Raw genomic sequence first — 25,921 nt, 5'->3', positions numbered from 1 at the left:
TTATCGTCCTTGGTGATGCTAGTTTATTGGGCGTTATATAAAACAACGGCACCGGTCACTATCAAATTAAGCAACGTGAGCGGCAGGCAAAATGTCCAGCCAAATGTCATGACCTGATCATAACGAGGCCTCGGTAATGACGCGCGCAACAGAATAAAAAACATAACAAAAAACGCAGTTTTTAAGATAAACCACACAATCGGTGGAAAAAATGGCCCTAGCCAACCACCAAAAAATAATGTGACCAATAAGGTAGAAACTAGCAATATACCAATATATTCACCGACAAAGAACATACCCCATTTCATACCGGCATATTCAATATGGTATCCATCGGCTAACTCTTGCTCAGCTTCTGGCTGGTCAAAAGGGTGACGGTGTGTTACTGCGATGCCTGCGATAAGAAAGGTCACAAATCCAAAAAATTGCGGCACAATAAACCAAACATCTTGCTGTGCAGCAACGATATCGCGCATATTAAATGAGCCTGTTACTGCAACGATCCCCATTAAAGAGAGGCCCATAAAGACCTCATAACTTAATGTTTGTGCCGATGCTCGTAAACTTCCTAATAATGAGTATTTGTTGTTACTCGACCAACCAGCAAATAACACCGCATAAACGGCGAGACCCGCCATAGCAAAGAAAAACAGGATACCGATATTCAAATCAGCAACGCCCCATGTCGGCGTTATAGGAATAATGGCAAACGTGAGTAAAAATGCCCCCATTGCAATAAGTGGCGCAAGGATAAAAATTAGTTTATCTGCAAAGGGAGGGATCCAGTCTTCTTTGAAGAACATTTTGATCATATCAGCGGCAATCTGAAACAGACCAAACGGGCCAACCCGATTAGGGCCGTAGCGATCTTGCCATAACCCAAGCAGCCGCCGTTCAATAAAACTCATGAATGCACCGCAACTGACGACTATCAATAATATTGCAACCGATTTCAATACGGAGCTAATTATCAACACCGTTTCAGGAGAGAAGTTCATCATAATACGGCCTCCTGAATACCTGTAATATACTTCCCTAATAAACTTAAGGGTAACCCTTCAAAACCGACGGGAATAGAAACAATACCTTGTGTTAAATGTGGGCTAATTCGAACAGGTAGACGGTAGTAGTTATCATGCCAAGTAAACGAAATGGCACTGCCTTGATTAACACCTAATAGCTGTGCATCAACGTGGCTTAATCCAATTGATGCCACAGAGATGCGTGATTGAATAACACCGACACGCTGTGACAATTCATCACTGCCAAAAATATGATAGTCAGCAACAACCAACCATTTGTTTGTCTGTGCAGTAATGTTTTTTATTTTCGCAGGATACCAAGCAATAGACACTGCATCAGTGGCCGTATTAATTAGGCGCAAACCGGGATCACCCGCTTTTAATGATCCGCCCACTTCTTGCTGGAACTTATTCCACGCTTGTGGTGAGTTCCACCCAGGTGACCATGCAAAAGGGATATCCGGATATAACTCTTTAGTACCGGAATAACCTTCCATCGAAAATGAGAATGGTGTACCACTGTCTTGAGGAACACGCGGCTCATGCACGCTGATATTGGCTCTCAATGCCGTACGGCCGCTGTAACGATGCGGCGAACGAGCCAGTTTCAAACTGCGAATACGAAAATCGGCTTTTGGCGCAGCATCAGTAATTGATCGCAAGGCCGGTACAGAGTCAGCACAGTGTTTTAATAGCGCATCAAAATCAGCCCATTGTATGGTTCTGTCGGTCATCTGGCTTTTTAACGCACTCAGCCATTGCCAACTTTCATTGACTAAATTTGCATCAGAGTAATAAGCGGGTGAATAGACCTGATAAAAACGCTGTGCTCGCCCTTCGTGGTTGACCACTGTACCATCAGCTTCGGCAAAGCTGGCTGCCGGTAACACTAAAGTTGCATTATCGACGGTCGCGGTATGCTGATGATCTATCACTATCACTGATTGCAGTGATTTCAACCCGTTGGTAACCACATTAGCAGCAAACGTTCTATACAGATCGCTTTCCAGTATAATGGCAGTATCAATACTCTCTGTGCTGATGCGGGTAAAAGCATCATCCAGCGGCTTTGCCCCCAGCATGGTCAGCCCTAAGCTGTTCACCTCTGGAACAACCAAACTCAACCCAACCTGTGGGTTATGTTTTTTCAATGCCATCGCAATATTGGCACTGGCTTGAATCAGTGATAAAGAGCCCGCAGATGTGCCGGAAATAATCAGCGGTTTTTTCGCATTAAGTAAAATATTGGCAACATCGGCTATATCAGCATGACTTTTATCGGTACGAGCGCCCTGAATATACTCAGCAATACCAAAGGCTAAATGCGCTTGCTCTTCAGGATGTGCAAAGCATGTCATTTGCGCAATATCATCTAAACGGCTGGGTTCGGTACCGGTAATGATCACCGGATTCAGGGCTGTTTGTCCGATATGCTGAATAGCGGCAGTTTGCCATGCATCAACACGCAAACTGGCCGCCATTTCACGCCCCTTACCCTTAGCTGCCTGGCGCACAGCCAGCGCAATACGTGGTGCTGTTTGCGTGATATCTTCGCCCAAAATAAGTACTGCATCGTACTCTTCGATATCACGCAATGAAGGCAACGTAACATTAGCTTGTGTCAATATATCCAAGACACACTGTTGACGCTCCCACTGCTCAGCATCAACCGCGGCATAAAAATTATCTGCGCCCACCAGCTCTTTTAATGCAAAGTTGCTCTCTATACTAGCTCTTGCCGAACCGATACCGATAATGTGTTGAGCGTGCCGTAAAGTATCAGCGGCTAAATTTAATGCATGTTCTTGCGTGATAGAAACAAATCCGCCATCTGTTTTTAACAGCGGCTGTAATGGACGATCTTTTGCATTCACAAAACCATACCCAAAACGACCACGATCACAGAGGAAGTAGTGGTTTACAACACCGTTATAACGGTTTTCTATACGACGTAATTCGCCATAACGCTCACCGGGGCTGATATTACAGCCAACGCTACAGTGCTGACAGATACTCGGGGCAAATTGCATATCCCATTTACGGTTATAGCGTTGCGAATGCGTTTGATCGGTAAATACGCCGGTCGGGCAGACTTCAACGAGGTTTCCGGAGAATTCGCTCTCTAATGCGCCATCTTCTACACGGCCAAAATAGACATTATCGTGTGCACCATAAACCCCCAGATCAGTACCTCCGGCATAGTCTTTGTAATAGCGAACACAGCGATAACAGGCTATACAGCGATTCATTTCATGGGCAATAAACGAACCTAAATTCTGGTTTTTATGTGTTCGTTTGGTAAAGCGATAACGTCGTTCTGTATGCTGTGTCATCACAGTCATATCTTGTAAATGACACGCACCACCCTCTTCACATACTGGACAATCATGCGGATGATTGAGCATAAGCCATTCGACAACATTCTTACGAAACGCTTTCGCTTCATCGTCATCAATTGAAATATACGTACCATCTGCTGCCGGAGTCATACACGACATAACCAAACGGCCACGTTTGTCGTCGGCATTTTGATACTGTTTTACTGCGCACTGACGACACGCACCTACGCTTCCTAGTGCCGGATGCCAGCAAAAATAAGGAATATCTAAACCCAATGAGAGGCATGCTTGCAGTAAATTATCTGCACCATTGACCTCGAAATCCTTTCCATCAATGTGAATCGTAGCCATACCTAGCAATCTTATTTTATGCCCGATACTACAGGCGGGTTATTGATGTGTTGGGAGTCACTCTCTTCATGCAGAGATATCTGTACTCACAATTCCTTTTTATGACTTTATTTTGGGTATTGATCTATCTACCATCGCTCTTTAAGTAGATTAGGCTGAATGCCAGCCAAAGTACGCAGTGATGTTAACTCAGCAGTATTGATACCCGCTTCGAATTCAGACCTGAAATATTTAATCGCACTTTGTAATGGCTCTACTGCACCCGGTGCGTGAGCACAAAATGTTTTTCCAGGGCCTAAAAACTGGCAAAGCTGTTCAAGGGTTTCAATATCACCGGCTTGCCCTTGTTTTGCTTCAAGTGCTTGTAAAATTTTAACGCTCCACGGCAGGCCATCACGACAAGGAGTACACCAACCACACGATTCACGGGCAAAAAATATCTCTAAGTTTTTAACCAGTGAAACCATGTTGATGCTGTCATCAACCGCCATGGCTAATCCTGTACCTAAACGGCTACCGGCTTTGGCGATAGAGTCAAAGTCCATCGGTAAATCAAGGTGTTCATCAAGCAGAAAATCAGTTCCTGCACCGCCCGGTTGCCAGGCTTTAAATGTGTAGCCGTCTAACATGCCGCCAGCATACTCTTCGAGTAATTCTCTGGCAGTAGTACCAAAAGGCACTTCCCACACCCCGGGGCGTTTAACTCGGCCAGAAAAGCCCATTAATTTGGTACCACTGTCAGTACTTTTCCCTTGTGATAAGCCTTTATACCAGTCAGCACCATAATGAATAATGTAGGGAATATTGTTGAGTGTTTCGACATTATTCACACAGGTTGGTTTTCCCCACGCTCCGGCAATAGCAGGAAACGGCGGTTTCGCACGTGGATTGGCGCGCCGACCTTCAAGTGAGTTAATAAGAGCGGTTTCTTCACCGCAGATATAACGCCCCGCGCCAGTGTGCACATACAGATCGAAACTAAATCCAGAATCAAGGATATTGCTTCCCAGAAAACCGGCGGCTTTCGCTTCATCAATAGCACGCTGTAAACGATCAGCTGCCTCAATATATTCTCCACGCAGGAAAATATAACCGCGGTAAGTACCGAGAGCATAAGCGGCTAGAATCATGCCTTCGACGAGCTGATGTGGTAATTGCTCCATCAACAAGCGGTCTTTGTAGGTACCCGGTTCCATTTCGTCGGCGTTACACAACAGATATTTGCGATCAAACTTAGGATCTGTCGGCATTAAGCTCCACTTTACGCCGGTAGAAAAACCAGCGCCACCGCGCCCACGCAAGCCTGCATCTTTTACGCAAGCAGTGACCTCTGCTGGCTGCATGGTGGTTAACGCTTTAATTACCGCTGCATAGCCATCTTTTTTCTTATATTCATCAAGCCAGACCGGTTGCAAATCAGGACGAATACGCCACGTCAAAGGGTGTGTATCTGCGGACAATATGCTCATAAATATTGCTCCAACAAGTTATCTATCTTCTCTGGCGTTAAGTGGCTGTGGGTATCGTCATCAATCATCAGCGTTGGGCCTTTATCACAATTACCTAAGCAACAAACCGGTAATAAAGTAAAACGCTGATCGGCGGTGGTTTGCCCTAACTTCACACCCAGTTTTCGCTCTAATTTATGCTGGATACCCTGATAACCGGTGATATAGCACACTACGCTATCGCATAAACGAATCACATGCCGCCCTACCGGCTGGCGAAAAATTTGGCTGTAAAATGTAGCGACACCTTCTACATCACTCGCTGGGATTTTTAATATATCGGCAATGGCGTAAATAGCCTCATCAGACACCCAGCCATAATGCTTTTGTACCCGTTTTAATGCATCTATCGATGCGGCACGCGAGTCTTCATAATGTGCCATTTCATGTTCAATGGCCGCTTTAACTTCGGAAGGAAGTTCAAATGTTGTTGCGTTGTCTTTGTTGTGATTATCCATAATCAACGATCCACATCTGACATAACAAAATCGATACTGCCTAAATAGACAATAAGATCAGAGACCAGACTTCCACGAATAACACTTGGAATTTGCTGTAAATGCGCAAAGCTTGGGGTACGAATACGGGTGCGGTAACTCATGGTACTGCCATCACTAGTCAGGTAATAGCTGTTTGCCCCTTTTGTTGCCTCAATCATCTGAAACGATTCATTGGCCGGCATTATTGGCCCCCATGACACTTGCAAGAAATGGTTAATCAGAGTTTCAATATGCTGTAATGCCCGCTCTTTTGGCGGTGGCGTAGTCAGCGGATGATCAGCTTTATAAGGCCCTTGAGGCATATTATTTAAACACTGGGTAATAATACGCAGACTTTGTCTGATCTCTTCAACCCTGACTAATGCACGATCATAGGCATCACCGTTATTGCCAGTAGGGACATCAAAATCAAAATTTTGGTAGCCGGAATAAGGGCGCCACTTCCGAATATCAAAATTAAAACCGGTAGCCCGTAAACCTGCGCCAGTCACCCCCCAGTCAAGCGCCTGCTGGGTGTTATACGCAGCAACACCGATAGTCCGGCCCTTTAATATGCTGTTTTTCAGCGCAGCGGTAACATAACTTTCTAAGCGATTCGGTAACCAATCTAAGAATTCACGTACCAGATGCTGCCAACCTTGCGGTAAATCATGCGCCACACCACCAATACGAAACCATGCCGGATGCATTCTTGCCCCAGTAATGGCCTCAATAATATTGTAGATACGCTGCCTATCAGAGAAAGCAAAGAACACCGGAGTCATAGCACCGACATCTTGAATATATGTGCCCAAAAAGAGCAAATGGCTATTAATACGGAAGAGTTCTGACAGCATCACCCGAATAACCTCAACGCGTTCAGGCACATTGATACCGGCTAGTTTTTCGACGGCCAAAACATAAGGTAGGTTATTCATCACACCACCGAGATATTCCACACGATCGGTATACGGAATATAACTGTGCCATGACTGGCGCTCGCCCATTTTCTCTGCGCCACGGTGGTGATAGCCGATATCAGGAACACAATCGACAATCTCTTCACCATCGAGTTGTAATACGATACGAAATGCACCGTGTGCAGACGGGTGGTTAGGGCCAAGGTTTAGGAACATATAATCTTCGTTGTCTGTTCCCTTGTTCATGCCCCAATCTTCAGGTTTAAAACGCAGAGCTTCCTGCTCTAAATCCTGTTTAGCAATATCCAGCGAAAAAGGATCAAACTCAGTGGCTCGCGCAGGAAAGTCTTTACGCAGCGGATGCCCTTCCCATGATTGTGGCATCATGATTCGGGTTAAATGAGGATGGCCAGAAAAGGTGATGCCGTAGAGATCCCAGACTTCACGCTCATACCAGTTCGCATTGGCAAAGATAGAGGTGATACTCGGCAGCACTAAATCATGCTCATTGAGTGCAATTTTAATCAAAATATCACGATTCCGCTCAACCGAGAGCAGATGATAAAAGACGGTAAAATCTTGTGCGGCAATGTGTTCACGATGCGTACGCAAGCGCTCATCTACACCATGCAGGTCGTACAGCATGACATAAGGTTTTGCGACTTTTTTCAAAAATAGCAGCACATCAGTTAGCAGTGGTTTGCGCAGCCAGATAACCGGCATACCAGTTTTAGTGGGTTGCAATACAAAAGCATCACTCCCAAAACGGGTGGCCAGTTCAGCAAGAATAGGATCATGCTGATGATCGGAAGATGGCCAACCTTGTGTTGACTGCTCAGGAGTATGTAGTGTTGTTGTCATTTTAAAAGCAACTCCTGCTCATCACACTTCATCGGGAGTACGCAGGTTTTTTACCTGAATACGCTCATTACGTTTCACATCACGCTCTGCAGGCATTTGTGCACGATAAACACCTTGATCGCCAACCACCCAAGAGAGCGGACGACGCTCTTTACCGATAGACTCTTGCAATAGCATTAGAGCTTGTAAGAATGCTTCCGGTCTAGGTGGGCAGCCCGGAATGTACACATCCACTGGAAGAAACTTATCTACGCCTTGCACTACTGAGTAGATATCGTACATGCCACCCGAATTAGCACATGCCCCCATTGAGATAACCCATTTAGGCTCAAGCATTTGCTCATATAAACGCTGAATGACCGGTGCCATTTTGATAAAGCATGTACCTGCCACCACCATAAAATCAGCTTGACGTGGAGATGCACGAATAACTTCTGAGCCAAAACGGGCCACATCATGTGGTGATGTGAAGGCAGTAGTCATTTCAACGTAACAACAGGACAAACCAAAGTTATAGGGCCAGAGGGAGTTTTTACGCCCCCAATTGACGGTTGAATGAAGTACATCTTCGAGCTTGCCCATAAAAATGTTACGGTCAATATCTTGCTGCAAAGGATCATCAACCGTCTCAGTTTTACCCATAGGATACTGTTCGGGTAATGCATTCGGATCAATTCGGGTGAGCGTGTACTTCATGTGGACAATCCTTGTTTCACGACTTTGTGGCAACATTCTTATTGGCATTAATGGCACGTTTAGAGCGTTCAGGTGTCCAGTCAAGTGCACCAATTCGCACTAAGTAAACCAGCCCCATCAGCAGTACGACGATAAAGACAGAGGCCTCAATTAAGCCAAGCCAACCGCTTTCACGCACGGATACGGCCCATGCAAAAAGAAACAGAGCTTCGACGTCGAAAATAACAAACATCATAGCCACGAGATAAAATTTGGCAGAAAAACGCAGGCGGGCATTACCGACAGAATCAACACCGGATTCAAACGGTTGGTTTTTGGAGCGACCCCAAGCCTTACCGCCCAACAACGAGGCAGTACCGACCATGAAAGCGCATAAGCCGAGTATCGCAAAGACGAATACGGCAAAAGACCAATGATGAGCAATGACTTCCGATGTCATCGTCTGACCCTCAACAATCAGTGGATTAGCGTTAGGTTGAACAGTGCATTATGGCAGGAAACAAGCACTTCAACAGGATAAGTCTATTTATAGCACGTAATAAAGAACAGAATACATGCAATTTTTTTATATAAACTTCACATGTTTTTTACACCAGTAAGCAACAATATGTCAATTGAATTACGGTACAACAGTGTATTTTGATACGCCCCTTCACATTTAAAATGAATACCTATTTCTTTGTATTTTCAGTCTATTTTAAAGACAGTACGTTATGATTTGGGGATTCATTGAGTCTGGTTGCAACCGACACTTGTAATAAAATACCCACATCAAAATTTATGCGATGTATATCACTTTTACAGTATGCAAATACCACAATGACAGAAAGCAGCTCAATATAACGGGCTGCAGGTTTCAATGCGTTGAATTTGAAAAATTCAGGGAAAAATTCTCCCCCGATTGTGGCAGCACTTTTACTATAGCGGCAATCCGTAGTTAGATAAGGTCTACATTCAGACGCTCGGCTACCTTAATTAGCTGTTGCTCTCTCAATTCACTGCTTTGAATCAACTGCAATACCAGCTCTTAACAATGACGTTTATTCCACTGGATCTGCGACATCAACGCCAATCACCTACTGATTAAAAACAATGGGTAAATTGGGTCGCCCGAGCCGATAATTCTGCCATGCTGATCCATCACGCTGACCGAATAGTGGATAATGTTCATGGTACGCTCAACAATCTGCTGTGCAATGGCAACATTCTGGAGCATGGATAACTCCGCAAGAAAAGGATTCTTATACAATAGGTAAACTACAATGACTTGTCGTAATACATAATTAAAAAAATGAATTTATGGTAGGTCACAAACTTGACTTGACTTGACTTGACTTGACTTGACTTGACTTGACTTGACTATCTATTTTAATTAGCACTGACTGTTCTGAGCAATACTATTTTAAAAACATTGAAATGAGTGAGGTAAAAGCTATTACCTCACTATAAGAAAGAAATGAAAATGTTATTAATTAACCATCAAATTTATTGCGTACATTAAAAAACCCATTCCTGGCAGAGTGTTTATAGGATTCAAAATCAATCACCAATAACACCATTATCATCTTTAGTTATCATAATAACAGACGATCTCGGCACATTACCTTTAACTCCATGTGGAAAGGTAGAAACACTATCTTCACCTGGATGTTGAACATTAATAAACATTGTTTTTTGATCATCTGAAAATGTAAGCCCCGTAATTTCACATGCCGTAGGGCCAGTTAAAAACCGTTTTACTTCGCCTGTATTGGGGTCAGCACATAACATTTGATTGTTACCCATGCCTTTAAAATCACCTTTATTGCTATAATTACCATCTGTTTGTATCCATAAGCGGCCAGCTTTATCAAACCCAATACCATCAGGACTGTTAAACATGTTTTCAGACGTAATATTATGAGATCCTGCGTAAAAAGTACCTTTATGAACTATCGGATTACCTGCTAATAAAAACAGATCCCAAGAGAAATCATCACTAGCATGATCTTTATTTAATAAAGAAAGACGAATAATTTGCCCATAATGGTTCTCTGCACGAGGATTCGGAGCATTGAGAGCTTGATTATCATTCACGCCTCTATTTTTATTATTGGTAAGTGTTGTGAAAATATCACCCGTCAGCGGATTAATTGCAACCCACTCAGGTCTATCCATTGTTGTTGCACCTACAATCGTACCCGCTAACCGTGCATTGATTAATACATCAGCTTGTGAATAAAAACCATTATCAGGTGTGAGGCCATTCTCATTCCAAATAAGAGGTAACCAGCGCCCCGTTCCCATTGGTGCATTTACGCTATTTTTATTTTCTGAACCTTCAAATTGAGCTACGTATAGTGTCCCTTTTTCTAAAAGATCTCGGTTACTTTTAGCTGAAGGATTGCTTGCATCAAAAACATCTTCAGAAACAAACTTATACATAAATTCGCCACGATCATCATCCCCCATGTAAACAATAACATGCCCATCTTTGTTAATGACCACAGCAGCATTTTCATGCATAAAGCGACCTAAGGCCGTACGCTTTTTAGGAACGGAGGTAGGGTCAAAGGGATCTATTTCAACAACCCACCCAAATGTATTAGCTTCATTCGGATTTTTATTTAGATCAAAACGAGGATCAAATTCACCCCATTCACGGCCCGGTTCAGATTTTGCACTTAAACCGTAACGTTTTTGTACTGGAGTAGGTATAAACTCGTCTGTTGCACCAAAATACACATTGAAGTTTTCTTCGCACGTCAGATACGTTCCCCATGGGGTTCTTCCGTTAGAGCAATTATTTATTGTGCCTGAAACATGAACGCCATCAGTATGCAATGTTGATTTTAATAAATCAGAGCCTCTAACTTCACCTGTTATTTCCATTGGTGTGTTAGCATGAATGCGACGATTAAATTTAGAATCGGGAACATATTTCCATTGGTTTTTACTGTCCCTTACCACCTCAATGATAGATACACCTGAAGCTGCTTGAGCTTTTTTCAAATCATTAATGTTTTTAATTTTTGCCGTTTGATGTGGGAAAATAAAAGGCTGATAATATTCATTATTAATGGCCATTAATGCTCGATTTTGGTTCAGTTCTCCTTTTTCATTCATAAAATGAAAAAAACTCATTCCGTCATTGTTATCCCCAAACTGACCAAGTTGCTCTTCTGCAGAATTTAAGCTCTGATTAAATGCTGCAGCACCTTTAATAATAGGATCACCCCACGAAATTAAAGATTTGAATGAGTAACCTTCTGGAACAACAATAGTATCAAGAGTGCTCGCTGGCACAGGTTTAAAATTAAGCAAAGTACTGTTTTTTGATTTAGCAAATGCACTTGTTAAAGAGCTGCTAGCAAAAAACAGTGTTGCCGTTGCACCAAAAGCACCTTTTAGGACATTACGTCTATTTATTGAGTGGGATAAAATGGTATCAAACGCAACATCTTTAGTGCTTTTGTCATTACGGCTTTCTTTAAAACTCATATGAGTACTTTCCTACAAACTAATTGATAAATTAATTTTTAATGTTCTAAGAAAATACATTCTAGCTGTGACACTAATATTACATAACGGTTCAATATCGACATGAAATAATGAGAAATGATATTCAGTTATTAAATACAATAACTGTGCTGCTAGCCTAGATAATCATACAATTTTAGATAAGACAAAATTATTCACTTCATTCATTAACTTCATCAATAATGAAATGAAATTTTCGGTTTATTTGATAATAGGCCTATTTTCAAGATAGCTAAAATAACCTCCAAACCTCGCTGAGTGTGGGTTGATATGAATTGACTATAGAAGAGTAGCTGCTCTGAGTATATCATTGAATTACAATCGATTTGTTGACGCGGGGAGAGTTCAGGAGAGCTTAATTGGCGGAAGGTCACAGGAGTTGAACCTGCCCAGGACTGCTGGCAGCCCTAACTGGATTTGAAGCCCAGCCGCCTCACCGGAAACGACGACCTTCCATGCTTCTAACATTTTCAATTATAAAGAAAATCACGGGTAAAGTCAGCTATAAAGTGACAGATTATCGCCACAGTAAACGGTATTAATGAGCGGATGAAGAGTCTAAATCGGTATCAGCAAACATGCTGTGATCCCGTATGATATGGCTATTTCCCCGCCGACGAGTGAATCCGCTTCGATCAAAATACTCTAAAATCTGAATCGCCAGCTTTCGGCCAATATGTATATGATCGCGAAAATCAGCGGCACATACTGAACCTTGCGTGGAGTGTAAAGCGCGAATTAGGGCGGCATATTGGAGTAGTTGTTCACGCAAACAGTAACGGTCTGGCACAATCGCAGTGGTTAAACCTATTTTTGCGGTATGTTGTAATAGCTGCCGAAGTGTGTTTTCTTCCCACTGAATGTCTCTTTTCCCTTGACAGGATTGGCTATTTTCTGGCTTTAGATTTTGCTCTGTTGCGGGATTATACTGTACGGGTGTTTGCAGTTGTGTGGCCAGATCACGCACCCAACTGACTCCCGCAGAGCGCAATATCGGATAGATATATTGCCACTGTTGCTGCTGATCTTCACTCAGCTCAATTCGGTGCTCCGACAGATGCAACCACCCCTGCGTAATAGTGAGTTGGTCTTGTTGTTGCAGTATTTTTATCAGGCTCTGAAACAGTGCTGAATCTAATAACGGGTATGTCATTCGTTGTAAACGTGAACGGCTGATACCCTGTTGGTCGGGGTTTTGCTGATGAAAATCAGCCAATACAGCGCATAATTTTTGCAGTAAACCTTGCGCATAATCTGTGCTGATAATGCTGTTTCCTGCTGATAATAGGCTGTTTTGTTCAAGCAGTACGTTAAGTGTTTGCGGTGTCAGTTGCCTTGCCCACGAAAATTGCGGCAGGTTGATACAGCCTTGCTGTAAACGTGTTTCTAATGTGCGTTGATCAGATGTAATTTGTTGTGCATAGTGCTGCCAAAATGCCAAATTTCCCGCCTGACGCTTACCCCGCTTAGGAGGTGTAAGGTCAATAACCGTTGCCTGACCTAGGGTGTAGCGCGCGCTGATATCCCGCAAAATAAGACGATCTTTTTCTGCCAGATAGAGCGGTGTATCAAAACGCAATTCAGCAAGTGGCAAGGCACTCTGGTGATCGGTCAGCAAAGAGATACGGCAGGTAATATGGCTGGCGGCATGATATAGGTGCAGCGGTTGCCAATGGGTAAAGGTATGCTGCTGATCTAACCTGACGATGACACGATCACTGGCATCGCCAACCGGTGCTTGTGCCAGTAACCAGTCCCCACGCCTGATATTGTGCGGATCAGCGCCGCGCAAGTTCAGCGCCACTCGCTGCCCAGCTCCTGCTTGAGAGACTGACTGATTTTGTGCGTGTAAGCTGCGCACGGAAACCTGACCGGTTTTACCAGTTAGCCAAAGGGTATCACCCACTGCAACCTGCCCAGATAAGGCCGTTCCGGTGACAACTGTGCCTGCACCTTTTACGGTAAAAACGCGATCAATGGCCAATCTAAAACGCTGAGCGTACATTTTGGCGGAAGGTTGCAACTGCTGCAGATGCTGTTTAAGGGCATCAAGCCCCTGCTGTTGCGTTGCGGCAGTAATAAAACAGGGCGTGTGTTGCCAGCCGTATTCTGACAATAGCTCAGTAACTTCAAGATGCACCTGCTGTTGGCGGGTAGCACTCGTGCGATCAGCTTTGGTTAATACTGTGCTTAATGATTGCAAACCGCTAAGGTGCAAAAGCTGCAGGTGTTCACGGGTTTGCGGCATGATGCCGTCATCACAGGCAACCAATAACAGAGCATGGTCAATACCGCCAATCCCCGCCAGCATATTGGCCAGAAATTTTTCATGGCCGGGTACATCAATAAAACCGATAACCTGCCCATCTGGCTGTGGCCAATAGGCGTAGCCAAGATCAATGGTCATCCCTCGTTGCTTCTCTTCCGGCAGCCGATCTGCATTGATACCGGTAATAGCATGCAGCAAGGTGGTTTTACCGTGATCAACATGTCCGGCAGTAGCGATCAGCATGAGGGTTTGACTCCGTGTTGTTTTTTCAGAATGCTCAGATTAACCCTGAGTTGTTTTATCCATATTGCTCGAAAGGGCATGTAAACCGGATAAAACACTGGGATGAGTCAGCATTGCTAACAGTTCAGCTTCATACTCTGGCTCTGCACAGCGTAAATCGAGCCACAGATGCCCTTCTTGAATCCGGCCGATTACCGGTATCGGTAATTTGCTCCACAGATCGCACAGTATATGTAAGAGCGCGCCGCGCTGATTATGTGGTGTGAAGGTTATCGCCCAGCTTGGCAGGCGATCTAGCGGCAGTGAACCGCTGCCTATTTGCGATGCACAGCGCTGAATATCGATTTTAAAATCATGGATATAGTGCGCTTGCAATGGCGTATGTAAACTTTGCGCACAGGTGTAGATATCACTCGGTGTGCGGGTAAGCAGACGCAACGACGGCAATTTTTGCGCAAGCAATTCAGGTTGTTGATATAAGCGAAGGGTAGCGTCAAGCGCGGCAAGGGTCATTTTATCGGCCCGCAGTGCGCGTTTTAGCGGATGAGATTGGAGCTTCTCTATCCACTTTCGTTTACCGATAATAATACCCGCTTGTGGCCCGCCCAGCAGTTTATCCCCCGAAAAAGTAACCAGATCAATACCCTGCTGAATCAGTGTTTGTGGCATCGGCTCTGCAGGCAAACCATAAGCCTGCATATTGGTCAGTGAGCCGCTACCCAGATCAACGGCGGTAAGCAGCTGATGTTGCTGCCCCAATTCGGCTAGCTGTGCATGGCTGACTTCTGCTGTAAAACCCTGAATGCTGTAGTTACTGGCATGCACTTTCATCAACAAACCGGTCTGTTCATTGATAGCGGCTTGATAATCTTTCAGGTGTGTGCGGTTGGTTGCGCCCACTTCGTGCAACTGGCAACCGGCCTGCCGCATCACATCAGGAATACGAAATGCGCCGCCAATTTCAACCAGTTCACCACGGGAAACCACCACCTCTTTTCCAGCCGCAACGCTGGCCAGTAACAGCAAGACTGCAGCGGCATTGTTGTTAACGATACAGGCATCTTCCGCACCGGTAAGATCACACAACAGCCGGGCAATAGCCTGATCACGGTGTCCGCGTGCGGCGTTATCCAGATCAAACTCCAGCGCGGCTGGGCGGCGCATCACCTGAGTAACCGCCTCTATCGCATTTTCAGCCAGTAACGCACGCCCCAAATTGGTATGCAAAACGGTTCCAGTTAGATTAAAAACCGGAATGGGGGCACAGAGAACACGAGCAAGTTCGGTGTTCAGGGCATCTACCCAGTTGTTGTGCCATTTTGGCAATACAGCATGCTGTTTGATGTGCTCACGCGCTTGCTGTTGCAAATTGCGCAGCTTTCCAACAATAAAACTCTGCCCTTTTTCTCTGACTAATGCGCAGATCTCCGGCTGACGTAACAGATGCTCAATGGCTGGGATCTGCCGATACAAGCCCGAAAGTGGTAAGCAAGAGGATCTGTTAGCCGTGTCAGAGAAGGTGCTCATCCATAAGTCCGTTATTATTTAAAAGAGAAAAGTCTAATTACAGAGGATATCTCTATTTATCACACATATACACTATAATATCGCGTGAAAATAGGGCTATTCACCCTGAGGAAATACCAGCGGATTTAAACTGCTGCGAATAAACCCCTCTTCTTCCATTTTTGCATCCAAAAACAGCGAAGCCAAATCATCGGCCACCGCTTCGCTATGAGGGTCTTTTTCTTGATACAGTAATTTGAGATAACTGCCACACTCACCACAACTTTCGGCTTTAATGGCGGCGTGCTCGCTATCAAGTGACCAGTAATCGAGCTTGCCTGTCTGCTCACAGTGGCTGCACTTTACTCGTACCACATGCCACTCTGACTCACACAGTGCGCAGTGCAGATAGCGCAAACCTTGCGCCGTACCCAGTTGAATCACACCGGAAACCGGCACACTCTGGCATACAGGGCAACACTGACGTTGCTCACCGTATTCGGCAATGGCATGTTTTGGTAACTCTGCGGCCAATTGCACCCAATATATGGATAACGCTGCCCATAAAAACGGTGCTTTATCACTGCCTACCGAAGCAAAATCGTAACGCAGCAGTGCATCGGCATACTGCTCCAACTCTGTGGCAGAAGCTTTTTCTAGGCTGTCTAATACGCTTGAAATAGGCTCATGCATATCAGGCCGCAACTCGGCAATGATCGCATGCAACAACTGATGCCAGTGCGTTGAACGAACCTGTGTTTTTACCGCCAAAGGCGGCGCTGACTCTAAAGCAGCATTTTCGCTAATCGATTGGCGCTCGCGCTGGGGTAATGGATGATCATGCTGCGCATGATGTTGGGCCTGCGCAAGTTGCGCGGCAAAGTTCAGGTACTCGGCAAACGGATGCTGTTGTGCCAACGCAGCCATGCGGGCTGAGCGGTGTTGATACAGGGTGTTGATATTGGCGAAAAGTAACGGCGGGATAACTCCCGCCGTGTTGTTTTTTCTGCCATCAGCATCCAATTTTTCTTTTGGGACGATGCGGATACTCATGAAAAATTACTGCCTTGGTTTATCGCTATTAGCGAGATTTTTTTGTTGTGATTCACGAAACCAGCGCGGGTGATGTTTCTTTGCCCAGCCTGTGGTAACCCAACCTTCAACCATCGCGGTGATTGTGCCTTTGATCCACAATGCCGCATAAACGTGGATCATAATGACCAACATTAGCCCAACGGCTGCAACCGAATGCAGCAACAGCGCGATGCGGATGAGCGGAATAGGAAACACAGGTGCAAAGTACGGACGCCAGATCACAATACCACTGAGCAACAACAGTATCAGGCTGACAATTGCCAGCCAGAATACGCATTTCTGCCCAAAGTTATAGCGGCCGGTATCACCCATTTCATGGTTCATGGCGATACGATGGATATTCTTAGCCCAGATCAGATCTTCACGGTTGATCAAGTTGTGCCGCCAGTAACGTACAAACATGAAACTGAACGCAACAAACATGATGACACCGGTGAATGGATGCAAAATCCTCGCTAATTGCGGTGTGCCAAAAATACCCATCAGCCAGTTAAACGAGGGAAACAGAAAGCCCAACCCGCTGATCCCCGCCAGCATAAAGCAGAAAGCGACAATCCAGTGGTTGATCCGCTCCGGCGCACTGTAACGCTGGATAAGACGCTGCTGACTCATTGTTTGCCTCCTTTATCCTGATCCTGTCGACGGTGCGGCGCTTGAGTCTGCGAATCAGAGGTTTGCTGACTGTCAGTTTCAGTTGAGTTGCTATTTGCATCCTCTTCCTCATCCTGACTGACTCTGTTTGGCCCTACGCCCACGTAGTGGAACAAGCTGGCGGCAAAGGTTGCCGCAAAGCCGATCGCGGCCAGCGGTTTCCAGACACTTTTCCAGAACCGGATGGTGTCGCTCACATGCGGATCTTTTGGCAGACCGTGGTAAAGGTCAGGTTTATCGGCATGATGTAACACATACATGACATGCGTGCCCCCAACCCCTTGCGGATCGTACACGCCTGCATTAGCAAAGCCGCGCGTGTTCAGCTCGGCAACCCGCGTTTCGGCCAAGTGCAACATGTCCTCTTTCGAGCCAAAATGGATAGCGCCGGTCGGACAGGTTTTCACACACGCAGGCTCTTGACCGACATTAACGCGATCAGAGCACAAGGTGCATTTGTAAGCTCGGTTATCTTGTTCGTTAATCCGTGGAATATTGAACGGGCAACCTGAGATACAATAACCGCAGCCGATACACTGTTCCGACTGGAAATCCACAATACCGTTACGGTATTGAATGATTGCGCCCTCTGACGGGCAAGCTTTCAGGCAACCCGGATCACTGCAGTGCATGCAGCCATCTTTACGGATCAGCCACTCTAGCTTACCGTTCTCTTCAGTTTCACTAAAGCGCATCAATGTCCATGTTTTGGCCGACAAGTCGGCCGGATTATCATAGACACCCACATTGCTGCCGATCTCATCACGCAAGTCATTCCACTCTGAGCACCCCACCTGACAGGCTTTACAGCCAATACAGGTGGTGACATCAATCAGCTTGGCCACTTCCATTTTGTAATCGCGCGTTTGCGGCGGCGGAGTCAGCGACGAGGTGGCTGAGCGGCGAATGATGTCTTGTGATTGCATTGACATAATTGACTCCGTTACACCTTCTCGACGTTAACTAAAAATGCCTTGAACTCCGGTGTCTGGCTGTTCGCATCGCCGACAAACGGTGTCAGGGTATTGGCCAGAAAGCCTTTTTTCGCTACCCCTTCAAAGCCCCAGTGAATTGGAATACCGATGGTGTATACCGTTTGGCCGTTTACGGTCAGCGGTTTTATCCGCTTAGTAACTACCGCTTTGGCCTTGATATAACCACGCTGGCTGGATACTTTCACCGTATCACCATGCGCAATGCCCTTTTCGGCCGCCAGTACATCACTGATCTCGATAAACTGTTCGGGCTGAATAATGGCGTTCAGGCGCGAATGTTTGGTCCAGTAGTGGAAGTGCTCGGTTAGCCGATAAGTTGTTCCCACATATGGAAACTCGGTGTGAGAACCTAATTGCGCCTGATCTTCTTTGAAGATCCGCGCTGCTGGGTTCGAGATCACCGAAGCATGCATCGGGTTAGTACCAATCGGCGTTTCAAACGGTTCATAGTGTTCCGGGAACGGGCCTTCAGCCATTTTGTCGAGTGCGAATAAACGCCCCAACCCTTCCGGCTGCATGATAAATGGCCCTGCGTTGCTGTCAGGCCCGGCATCGGTTTTGAAATCAGGCACATCAATACCGCTCCAGATCTCACCGTTCCAGCCAATTAATTTGCGTTTTGGATCCCACGGTTGTCCGGCTGGATTAGCGGATGCACGGTTATACAAGATCCGCCGGTTGACCGGCCACGCCCACGCCCAACCCAAGGTGTTACCAAGCCCCGATGGATCAGCATTGTCGCGCCGTGCCATCTGGTTGCCTTCCGCTGTCCAGCTTCCGGCAAAGATCCAGCACGCACTGGCAGTAGAGCCGTCATCTTTTAACTGAGCAAACGTTGAGAGTTGCTCACCTTTTTTCAGTTTGATTTTAGTGGGATCACGGCTATCAAACTGATCGGCTAAGGTTTTGCCGTTCAGCTCTTTTGCCAGCTCTTCAGGGCTTGGGGATTCTGGCTGCAGATAGTTCCAGCTCAACGCATGAATCGGCTCGGCATACGCGCCGCCCTCTTTGGCATATAGCTCTTTTAGCTTTAAGAAGATCCCCGCAATAATCTCTTGATCGCCGCGCGCTTCACCCGGAGCATCTGCCCCTTTCCAGTGCCATTGTAACCAACGCCCAGAATTGACGATTGCGCCATCTTCTTCGGCAAAACAGGTCGACGGCAGGCGGAACACTTCGGTCTGAATGGTGGCAGTATCAACCGCGTTCATTTCGCCGTGATTTTGCCAAAATGTAGAGGTTTCAGTGACCAGTGGATCAATAGTGACCAAAAACTTGAGCTTACTCAGGTTAGCAACCACTTTATTTTTATCAGGGAAGGAGGCAACCGGATTAAAACCCTGACAAATATAGCCGTTCACCTTGTTCTGCCCCATTAAGGTGAAGTATTGCAGAACATCGTAGCCTTTATCCCACTTAGGTAACCAGTCATAGCCCCAGTTATTCTCAGGTGTGGCACTGTTTCCCCAGAACGATTTCATCAATGAGATGAAGAAAGTTGGGTAGTTGGCCCAGTAGTTCACCTGTCCTGCACGCAGGGGTTTAGGGGTATTTTTGGCCAAGTAAGTGGCCAAATCGGTCTCTTTTTCTGACGGCAAGCTCAGATAACCGGGCAGGCTTTGTGATAACAACCCAACATCGGTCAAGCCCTGAATATTGGAGTGACCACGCAGCGCGTTAACGCCACCGCCTGCCATGCCCATATTCCCGAGCAACAACTGAACCATCGCCATGGTGCGAATATTTTGTGAGCCAACGGAGTGCTGTGTCCAGCCCAAGGCATATAAAAATGAGGTGGTTTTATCCGGTGCACTGGTTTGGGCGATATAGTCGCAAACCGTTAGAAATGCCTCTTTCGGTGTGCCACAGATATTCTCAACCACATCAGGGGTATAGCGGCTGACATGCTGTTTCAGCAGGTTCCAAACGCAACGCGGATGGGTGAGTGTCGGGTCTTCAAGCGCATAGCCATCAGCGCCAAGCTGGTAATTCCAACTGGTTTTATCATAGCGCCGTTTTTCGGCATCATAGCCAGAGAACAGGCCATCATTGAAGGCGTAGTCATCCCGCACCAGTAAGCTGGCGTTGGTATAGGCACGCACGTACTCCATGTTGACCTTATTTTCGGTCAGCAGGTGTAAAATTAGCCCTGACAGGAAGACAATATCAGTACCCGGCCGGATCGGGGCATAGTAGTCAGCCACTGAAGCCGTGCGGGTAAAGCGCGGATCAATCACCAGAAGTTTGGCATTATTTTTAGTTTTCGCTTCCATCACCCAGCGGAAACCGACAGGATGCGCTTCTGCTGCATTCCCGCCCATCACCACAATCAGGTTGGCATTTTTAATGTCAACCCAATGGTTTGTCATCGCACCGCGACCAAATGTTGGGGCAAGACTTGCCACCGTTGGTCCGTGTCAGACACGCGCTTGGTTATCGACCGCTAACATTCCTAATGAACGCACCACTTTTTGCGTTATCCAGCCCGTTTCGTTACTGGCAGCCGAAGCACACAGCATGCCGGTACTCAACCAACGGTTTACGGTAACACCTTGCTGATTGGTGGTTTCAAAATGGCTATCGCGGTCATCTTTCATTAAACGGGCAATGCGGCTAAAGGCATCATCCCAGCTAATACGCTGCCATTTATCAGAGCCGGGCGCGCGATATTGCGGGTATTTCAGGCGGCTTTCACTGTGGACAAAATCCACCAGCCCCGCCCCTTTCGGGCACAATGCACCTCGGTTGACCGGATGATCGGGATCACCCTCGATATGGAAAATTTCGGCTTTCGCGTTTTTCGCGCCATCCCCTAAGCTGTAGAGTAAAATTCCACAGCCGACTGAACAGTATGTGCAGGTGTTGCGAGTCTCTTTTGCCCGCATCAGTTTATAACTGCGAACATCGGCCAGCGCAGTCGCCGGAGCGAACCCCAGTGCAGCCAATGTTGTCCCTGCCATACCACCAGCACAGACTTTAAAAAACTGTCTTCTGCTGACCTGCATGGTCATCTCCTTGATCACTTTGATCACGTTTACTTTTTATTTTAAGTGCTCTGAAACACGTCTGTCTTAACGCATACCCATAGGGCTGTTGTGGATAATAGCGTATTCATAACAATTCTGTCGATTTTCAGCATAAAAACCTGTGCTAAAACACACGTAAAATACAAATTACACTCAGTTATCTGGCTTATTTTTACATTGCAATCACATCATATGCATCTTCACATATAAGCAAATCAGGCACGTTTGTAATACGTGCAAAGCCTTTTTGGGGGATACAAAGCAGAGGGTGGGAAACTGAAAAATAGACAGTGCTGGCGTAATATCAAAATAATCCGTTGTTCGCACAAATAAATTTAACCTGCTGTCGGCTTTATCCCCCGACAAATTAAGGTATGCTCAATAAACAGTGTCGTAACCGGAGTATGAGCATGTTGCAAATAACCATTTCCGATCAACGTAAAGATGTTGATGATGAACGGGTTTATCAGTTCCTTTCTGAACAGAGCAATTGGGCTCGCCGCATTCCACGGGAAACGCTGCTGCGTGGCCTTGATCACTCATTGTGTTTTAGTGCACTCAAGGGCGATGAGCTGGTCGGGTTCTGCCGTGTGATTTCAGATTATGCTACGTTTGCTTATTTGTGCGATGTGTTTGTGCTGGAGGAGTTTCGGGGTCAGGGTATTGCCGGAACTATGCTTGAGGCAGTAATGGCACACCCTGATTTACAGGGGCTACGCCGTTTTGTGCTGACAACCGCTGATGCCCATGCGTTGTACAATAAATACGGTTTTGAACCGCTGCCCCGCCCGCAGGTGTATATGGAAATTCATGATCCGAATATCTATAAAAAAGGGGATTAAGATCCCCCTATTCTCTGCATTTTTATAATATTTCATGCTGTTTTTATGGTATCAGCTGCAATTGTTCTGATAGCCAAACCGCGACGGCTTTACGGGATATTTTAATTCCGCCTTGTTGCAGGTTTTCCGGTAAGGCGTAATAGGCAATTGGCTGCTTAAAGCGGCTGATTTGTGGCATTAACCACTGGGCAATTTCCGTAAACTCGGTGTTGTTATGGCTGTTTAGCTGTAACACCGCAACCGGACGCTGCCCAAATTCACAGTCGGGCACGGGCAGCACAAACGCCTGCATTATTTGCGGATGCTGGGCAAGTATCCGCTCTACCTCTTCCGGCTGAATATTTTCGCCGCCACTGATAAACATGTTATCTAAACGGCCTAAGATCCGCAGTTCTTGGTTTTCCCAACAACCCCGATCACGGGTAGCAAACCAGCCTTGCGGGTTGGTAAGCGGCTCAATAGTACCTTCACGCCAGTAACCCAATGCCAGCGGTTCACCTTTAACCCAAATTTCATCATGTTCGAGATGCAACATACGGCGCGGTAAGCACAGCCCCACACCGGGCAGGCTGTCGGCACGTTTTGCACTGACTGTTGAGGCCATTTCAGTCATCCCATAGCCGCACCAACAAGTGATACCGACTTGTTCGGCCTGCGTGGTGAGCTCAACTGGGATCATCGCCCCGCCCAATAACACTTCACGCAATACTGGTTTAGCAACAGGCTGATCGTGCTGAGCACTCTGGTTGAGCAGGCGATAAAGCTGTGTCGGCACTAACGATGCATGGGTACAGCCGCGCAACGCATGCAGCAGATCACGCGTATCGCGCAGAACTAACCGCGCACCGCGCAGTAACCAGCGCCAAACGATGCCCTGACCCGAAACATGAAATAGCGGCAGGCTAAGTAACCAGCTATCTGCAGCGGTAAAATGCATCAACTGCAATAAACCGTCGGCACTGGCCAGATGGTTAGCTACAGAGTGCACCACCCCTTTGGGTAGGCCGCTTGAGCCGGAGGTCAGTGTGACTGTAGCCGGTCGCGATGGCTGCCATGGTGCGCTGTACACGGGCTGATGATCATAGGCCGGCTGCTGGTTATATTGCACTGGATTATCGGTATCCACCCCAGCAGTAGAGTCACGAGTCTGAAGCTCTGACCATTGCGGCGCAGATAATTGCGGTTCAGATAGTAGGCTAATATCCAGCCGCTGCACCAGCTCTGCTTGCTGAAGTTCCGGCAACTGCGGGTTCAGCAGCAAAACCCGCGCACCCAGCTGAATTGTGGCCAGATAATCAAGCAATAACGCGGGGCTATTGCGGCCTAACAGTGCCACGCCCGTTCCGGCAGAGACTCCGCACGCAGCCAGATGCTGCGCGCGAAGATTAACCTCTGCGGCCAGTTGCTGCCATGTCAGCGTGCCCTGCTCGGTGATCAGTGCAGTTTCGGCTACACGCTGCCGTGCCCACACCTGCCACGGATAGTCACTTAACGCTGCCAGAGACATTCCAACTGACCTTGGCTGATCATCGGTAACGCACTGTCTGGCCACGGGCGAAGAACTTGCGCTGTCATCATGTTTAAGGTGTCTAAACCCGGCTGAGTGTCGGGTGTCAGCCATGCGGCAACCCGCGCAAGTTGGGTCAGCCCAAGGCTGGATTCAATGCTTGAGCTAATCACCGCCGTTAAACCCTGTTCATGCGCCTGAGTGACCAAGGCTTGGCAACGTTGCAAGCTGCCGACCAGTGTTGGTTTAATCACAATTGCCGTAACGCCCTCTTCGGCTTTGACCACAAAGCCGGGGTCACGTACCGTTTCATCCCACGCAATATTGATGCCGGTATACTGGGCATAAGCCAGACTCTCTTGCGGCGTTTTGCACGGCTCTTCCAGAAATTGGATCCGCGCACGGTAATCTGGGTTCACGTATTTTGCAAATCCATCGGCTTTTGCGCGTGTCCACGCGCGGTTGGCATCCAAGCGCAACGTTAAATCGGGCAGTGCCTCAAGTAGCATATTGACTATCATGCCATCGCGCACCGATTCATACAGGCCCACTTTTACCTTAGCAATCTTCTCACCGGGCATGTCATTCAGTGTGGTAAACAGCTCGTCGGGATCACCTGAACAGAGTGGTACAGTACGAAAATCACCATGCAAAGGCAGTTCACCAGAAAGTTCAGCTTCTGCACAGCTCACGCCAAAGGCGACTGAAGGCCACTGTGGATCTTCAGGTTGCTCATCTGCCTGCCAGCGGGTTAGCCAGCACAGTGCATCTGCTTGAGCTTGTTCGAGCGTCTCTTCGCTGAAATAGGGCAACGGGGCAATTTCCCCCCAACCTTGTTTATCACCGTGTTGCAGATGAATAATCAGGCCTTCGCGGGTTTTTAACGGACGGTTACGCAGGCCAATTCCAGCTTCCATCGGCACACTATAGCGATACAGAGCCGCAGTTCTCATGGCGTTATTCACTCATTTATTATGTAAAAAGCATAACTTTCTATTTTGCAGGAAATAGATTCCGTGTAGGGCTATCTCACCGCTATCAGTGCGGCCATGCCCTATTTAGATCATGACCGCATTGGTACCGTTACCGTGATAGCAACAATTACGGGTTACGCTTGAATTTACTAAAATCAGGCTGGCGCTTTTCGTTGAATGCGTTACGCCCTTCCTGCCCTTCATCAGTCATATAGAACAGCATAGTGGCATTACCGGCCAGCTCTTGCAGACCCGCCTGACCATCACAGTCAGCATTCAGCGCTGCTTTCAGGCAACGCAGTGCCATCGGGCTGTTGCGCAGCATTTCACGACACCAGCGTACGGTTTCACGCTCAAGATTTTCCAGTGAAACGACCGTGTTCACCAGCCCCATATCCAACGCTTCTTGTGCGCCATACATACGGCATAAGAACCAGATTTCACGCGCTTTTTTCTGGCCAACAATGCGGGCCATATACGATGCACCCCAGCCGCCATCAAACGAACCCACTTTTGGGCCGGTCTGACCAAACTGGGCATTCTCTGCCGCAATAGTCAGATCGCACATCATGTGCAGCACATGGCCGCCCCCAACTGCATATCCAGCAACCATGGCCACAACAGGTTTCGGGCAGGTACGGATCTGGCGCTGAAAATCAAGCACATTCAGGTGATGCACACCCGAGTCATCCTGATAGCCGCCGTAATCGCCACGAATTTTCTGATCGCCGCCCGCACAGAATGCTTTCTCGCCCTGACCTGTCAGCACGATTACGCCGATATTGTCGTCATAGCGCGCATCAGCCAGTGCCTGTAGCATCTCTTTAACGGTCAGTGGGCGAAACGCATTGCGCACTTCCGGGCGATTGATGGTGATTTTAGCAATACCGTCAGCCGATTTGTGATACTGAATATCGGTATAACCTTCTGAGCAATCATGCCATTCTACCGCGGCATACAGTTCTTCTTCGCTTGGATAAAGCATCAGGCTGCTTCCTATGATTGAAAAAATGGTAACAAACAAAAACCGTGATAATGCGTGGGCTGCTTTGCCTCATCGGCACGATTTTTATGTCATAGCGTATTTCATCGCCAATAGCGTGTGTTAACGAACACGC

General features: G+C 46.9%; 18 protein-coding genes, 1 tRNA gene and 1 pseudogene. 1 reads left to right on the top strand and 19 read right to left on the bottom strand.

All coding sequences use genetic code 11. The features are described 5' to 3' along the window. Nucleotides 1–23 precede the first annotated feature (23 nt). From nuoH to fdnG, 16 genes and pseudogenes are all read right to left on the bottom strand, one after another. Nucleotides 24–1,001: an NADH-quinone oxidoreductase subunit NuoH gene (gene nuoH / locus AC1HDJ_RS08315; RefSeq protein WP_479534985.1), complete on the bottom strand. Its 978-nt coding sequence runs from the start codon at nt 999–1,001 to the stop codon at nt 24–26. Further along, nucleotides 998–3,712: an NADH-quinone oxidoreductase subunit NuoG gene (gene nuoG / locus AC1HDJ_RS08310; RefSeq protein WP_479534983.1), complete on the bottom strand. Its 2,715-nt coding sequence runs from the start codon at nt 3,710–3,712 to the stop codon at nt 998–1,000. Before nuoG ends, nuoH begins: the two co-directional genes overlap by 4 nt. Before the next feature lie 128 nt (nt 3,713–3,840). Then, the gene (gene nuoF / locus AC1HDJ_RS08305) at nt 3,841–5,181 is read right to left on the bottom strand and encodes an NADH-quinone oxidoreductase subunit NuoF (RefSeq protein WP_479534981.1); all 1,341 of its coding nucleotides are present in this window, start codon (nt 5,179–5,181) and stop codon (nt 3,841–3,843) included. Next, on the bottom strand, nt 5,178–5,678 hold the full coding sequence (nuoE, locus tag AC1HDJ_RS08300; protein WP_479534979.1) for an NADH-quinone oxidoreductase subunit NuoE: 501 nt from the start codon (nt 5,676–5,678) through the stop codon (nt 5,178–5,180). Before nuoE ends, nuoF begins: the two co-directional genes overlap by 4 nt. Nucleotides 5,679–5,680: 2 nt before the next feature. Continuing rightward, on the bottom strand, nt 5,681–7,480 hold the full coding sequence (gene nuoC, locus AC1HDJ_RS08295; RefSeq protein WP_479534977.1) for an NADH-quinone oxidoreductase subunit C/D: 1,800 nt from the start codon (nt 7,478–7,480) through the stop codon (nt 5,681–5,683). A 21-nt stretch (nt 7,481–7,501) separates the two neighbouring features. Then, nucleotides 7,502–8,176 carry a NuoB/complex I 20 kDa subunit family protein gene (locus AC1HDJ_RS08290; protein ID WP_479534975.1) on the bottom strand — a complete coding sequence of 225 codons (675 nt, stop codon included), beginning with the start codon at nt 8,174–8,176 and terminating at the stop codon, nt 7,502–7,504. Between the two features lie 16 nt (nt 8,177–8,192). Continuing rightward, nucleotides 8,193–8,615: an NADH-quinone oxidoreductase subunit A gene (locus AC1HDJ_RS08285; protein ID WP_438623113.1), complete on the bottom strand. Its 423-nt coding sequence runs from the start codon at nt 8,613–8,615 to the stop codon at nt 8,193–8,195. A 633-nt stretch (nt 8,616–9,248) separates the two neighbouring features. Beyond that, nucleotides 9,249–9,392, bottom strand: a complete 144-nt coding sequence (locus AC1HDJ_RS08280; protein ID WP_479534972.1) for a sugar diacid recognition domain-containing protein — start codon at nt 9,390–9,392, stop codon at nt 9,249–9,251. A 323-nt stretch (nt 9,393–9,715) separates the two neighbouring features. Next, complete coding sequence (locus AC1HDJ_RS08275) at nt 9,716–11,656, bottom strand: PhoX family protein (RefSeq protein WP_479534970.1); 1,941 nt, start codon at nt 11,654–11,656, stop codon at nt 9,716–9,718. 399 nt (nt 11,657–12,055) lie between these two features. After that, nucleotides 12,056–12,150, bottom strand: a tRNA-Sec gene (locus tag AC1HDJ_RS08270). A gap of 83 nt (nt 12,151–12,233) precedes the next feature. Next, nucleotides 12,234–14,207, bottom strand: coding sequence for a selenocysteine-specific translation elongation factor (gene selB, locus AC1HDJ_RS08265; RefSeq protein ID WP_479534968.1), 1,974 nt, complete (start codon nt 14,205–14,207; stop codon nt 12,234–12,236). 108 nt (nt 14,208–14,315) lie between these two features. Next, nucleotides 14,316–15,734, bottom strand: a pseudogene (gene selA / locus AC1HDJ_RS08260) (L-seryl-tRNA(Sec) selenium transferase); the annotation flags it as partial. Between the two features lie 96 nt (nt 15,735–15,830). Continuing rightward, nucleotides 15,831–16,766, bottom strand: a complete 936-nt coding sequence (gene fdhE / locus AC1HDJ_RS08255; RefSeq protein WP_479534966.1) for a formate dehydrogenase accessory protein FdhE — start codon at nt 16,764–16,766, stop codon at nt 15,831–15,833. A 6-nt stretch (nt 16,767–16,772) separates the two neighbouring features. Continuing rightward, nucleotides 16,773–17,420, bottom strand: a complete 648-nt coding sequence (fdoI, locus tag AC1HDJ_RS08250) for a formate dehydrogenase cytochrome b556 subunit (RefSeq protein ID WP_479534964.1) — start codon at nt 17,418–17,420, stop codon at nt 16,773–16,775. Continuing rightward, nucleotides 17,417–18,391 (bottom strand): formate dehydrogenase subunit beta, encoded by a 975-nt coding sequence (gene fdxH, locus AC1HDJ_RS08245; RefSeq protein ID WP_479534962.1) that lies wholly within the window; start codon nt 18,389–18,391, stop codon nt 17,417–17,419. Before fdxH ends, fdoI begins: the two co-directional genes overlap by 4 nt. Before the next feature lie 11 nt (nt 18,392–18,402). After that, on the bottom strand, nt 18,403–21,459 hold the full coding sequence (gene fdnG / locus AC1HDJ_RS08240) for a formate dehydrogenase-N subunit alpha (RefSeq protein WP_479534960.1): 3,057 nt from the start codon (nt 21,457–21,459) through the stop codon (nt 18,403–18,405). A gap of 431 nt (nt 21,460–21,890) precedes the next feature. Between fdnG and AC1HDJ_RS08235 the strand changes: the two genes are divergently transcribed. Then, complete coding sequence (locus AC1HDJ_RS08235; RefSeq protein WP_438630198.1) at nt 21,891–22,322, top strand: GNAT family N-acetyltransferase; 432 nt, start codon at nt 21,891–21,893, stop codon at nt 22,320–22,322. A gap of 43 nt (nt 22,323–22,365) precedes the next feature. Here the strand turns inward: AC1HDJ_RS08235 and menE are convergent, their stop codons facing one another. From menE to menB, 3 genes are all read right to left on the bottom strand, one after another. Further along, nucleotides 22,366–23,829 (bottom strand): o-succinylbenzoate--CoA ligase, encoded by a 1,464-nt coding sequence (gene menE, locus AC1HDJ_RS08230; RefSeq protein WP_479534958.1) that lies wholly within the window; start codon nt 23,827–23,829, stop codon nt 22,366–22,368. Continuing rightward, nucleotides 23,811–24,782: an o-succinylbenzoate synthase gene (gene menC, locus AC1HDJ_RS08225; protein WP_479534956.1), complete on the bottom strand. Its 972-nt coding sequence runs from the start codon at nt 24,780–24,782 to the stop codon at nt 23,811–23,813. The genes menE and menC overlap by 19 nt, the downstream gene beginning before the upstream one ends. 148 nt (nt 24,783–24,930) lie before the next feature. Next, the gene (gene menB, locus AC1HDJ_RS08220) at nt 24,931–25,788 is read right to left on the bottom strand and encodes a 1,4-dihydroxy-2-naphthoyl-CoA synthase (protein WP_438623098.1); all 858 of its coding nucleotides are present in this window, start codon (nt 25,786–25,788) and stop codon (nt 24,931–24,933) included. Nucleotides 25,789–25,921: the final 133 nt, after the last annotated feature.

Source organism: Plesiomonas sp. ISS29 (assembly GCF_056522795.1).
Note: the sequence above shows the minus strand (reverse complement) of the source record. Positions and strands in the feature narration are given on the sequence as shown.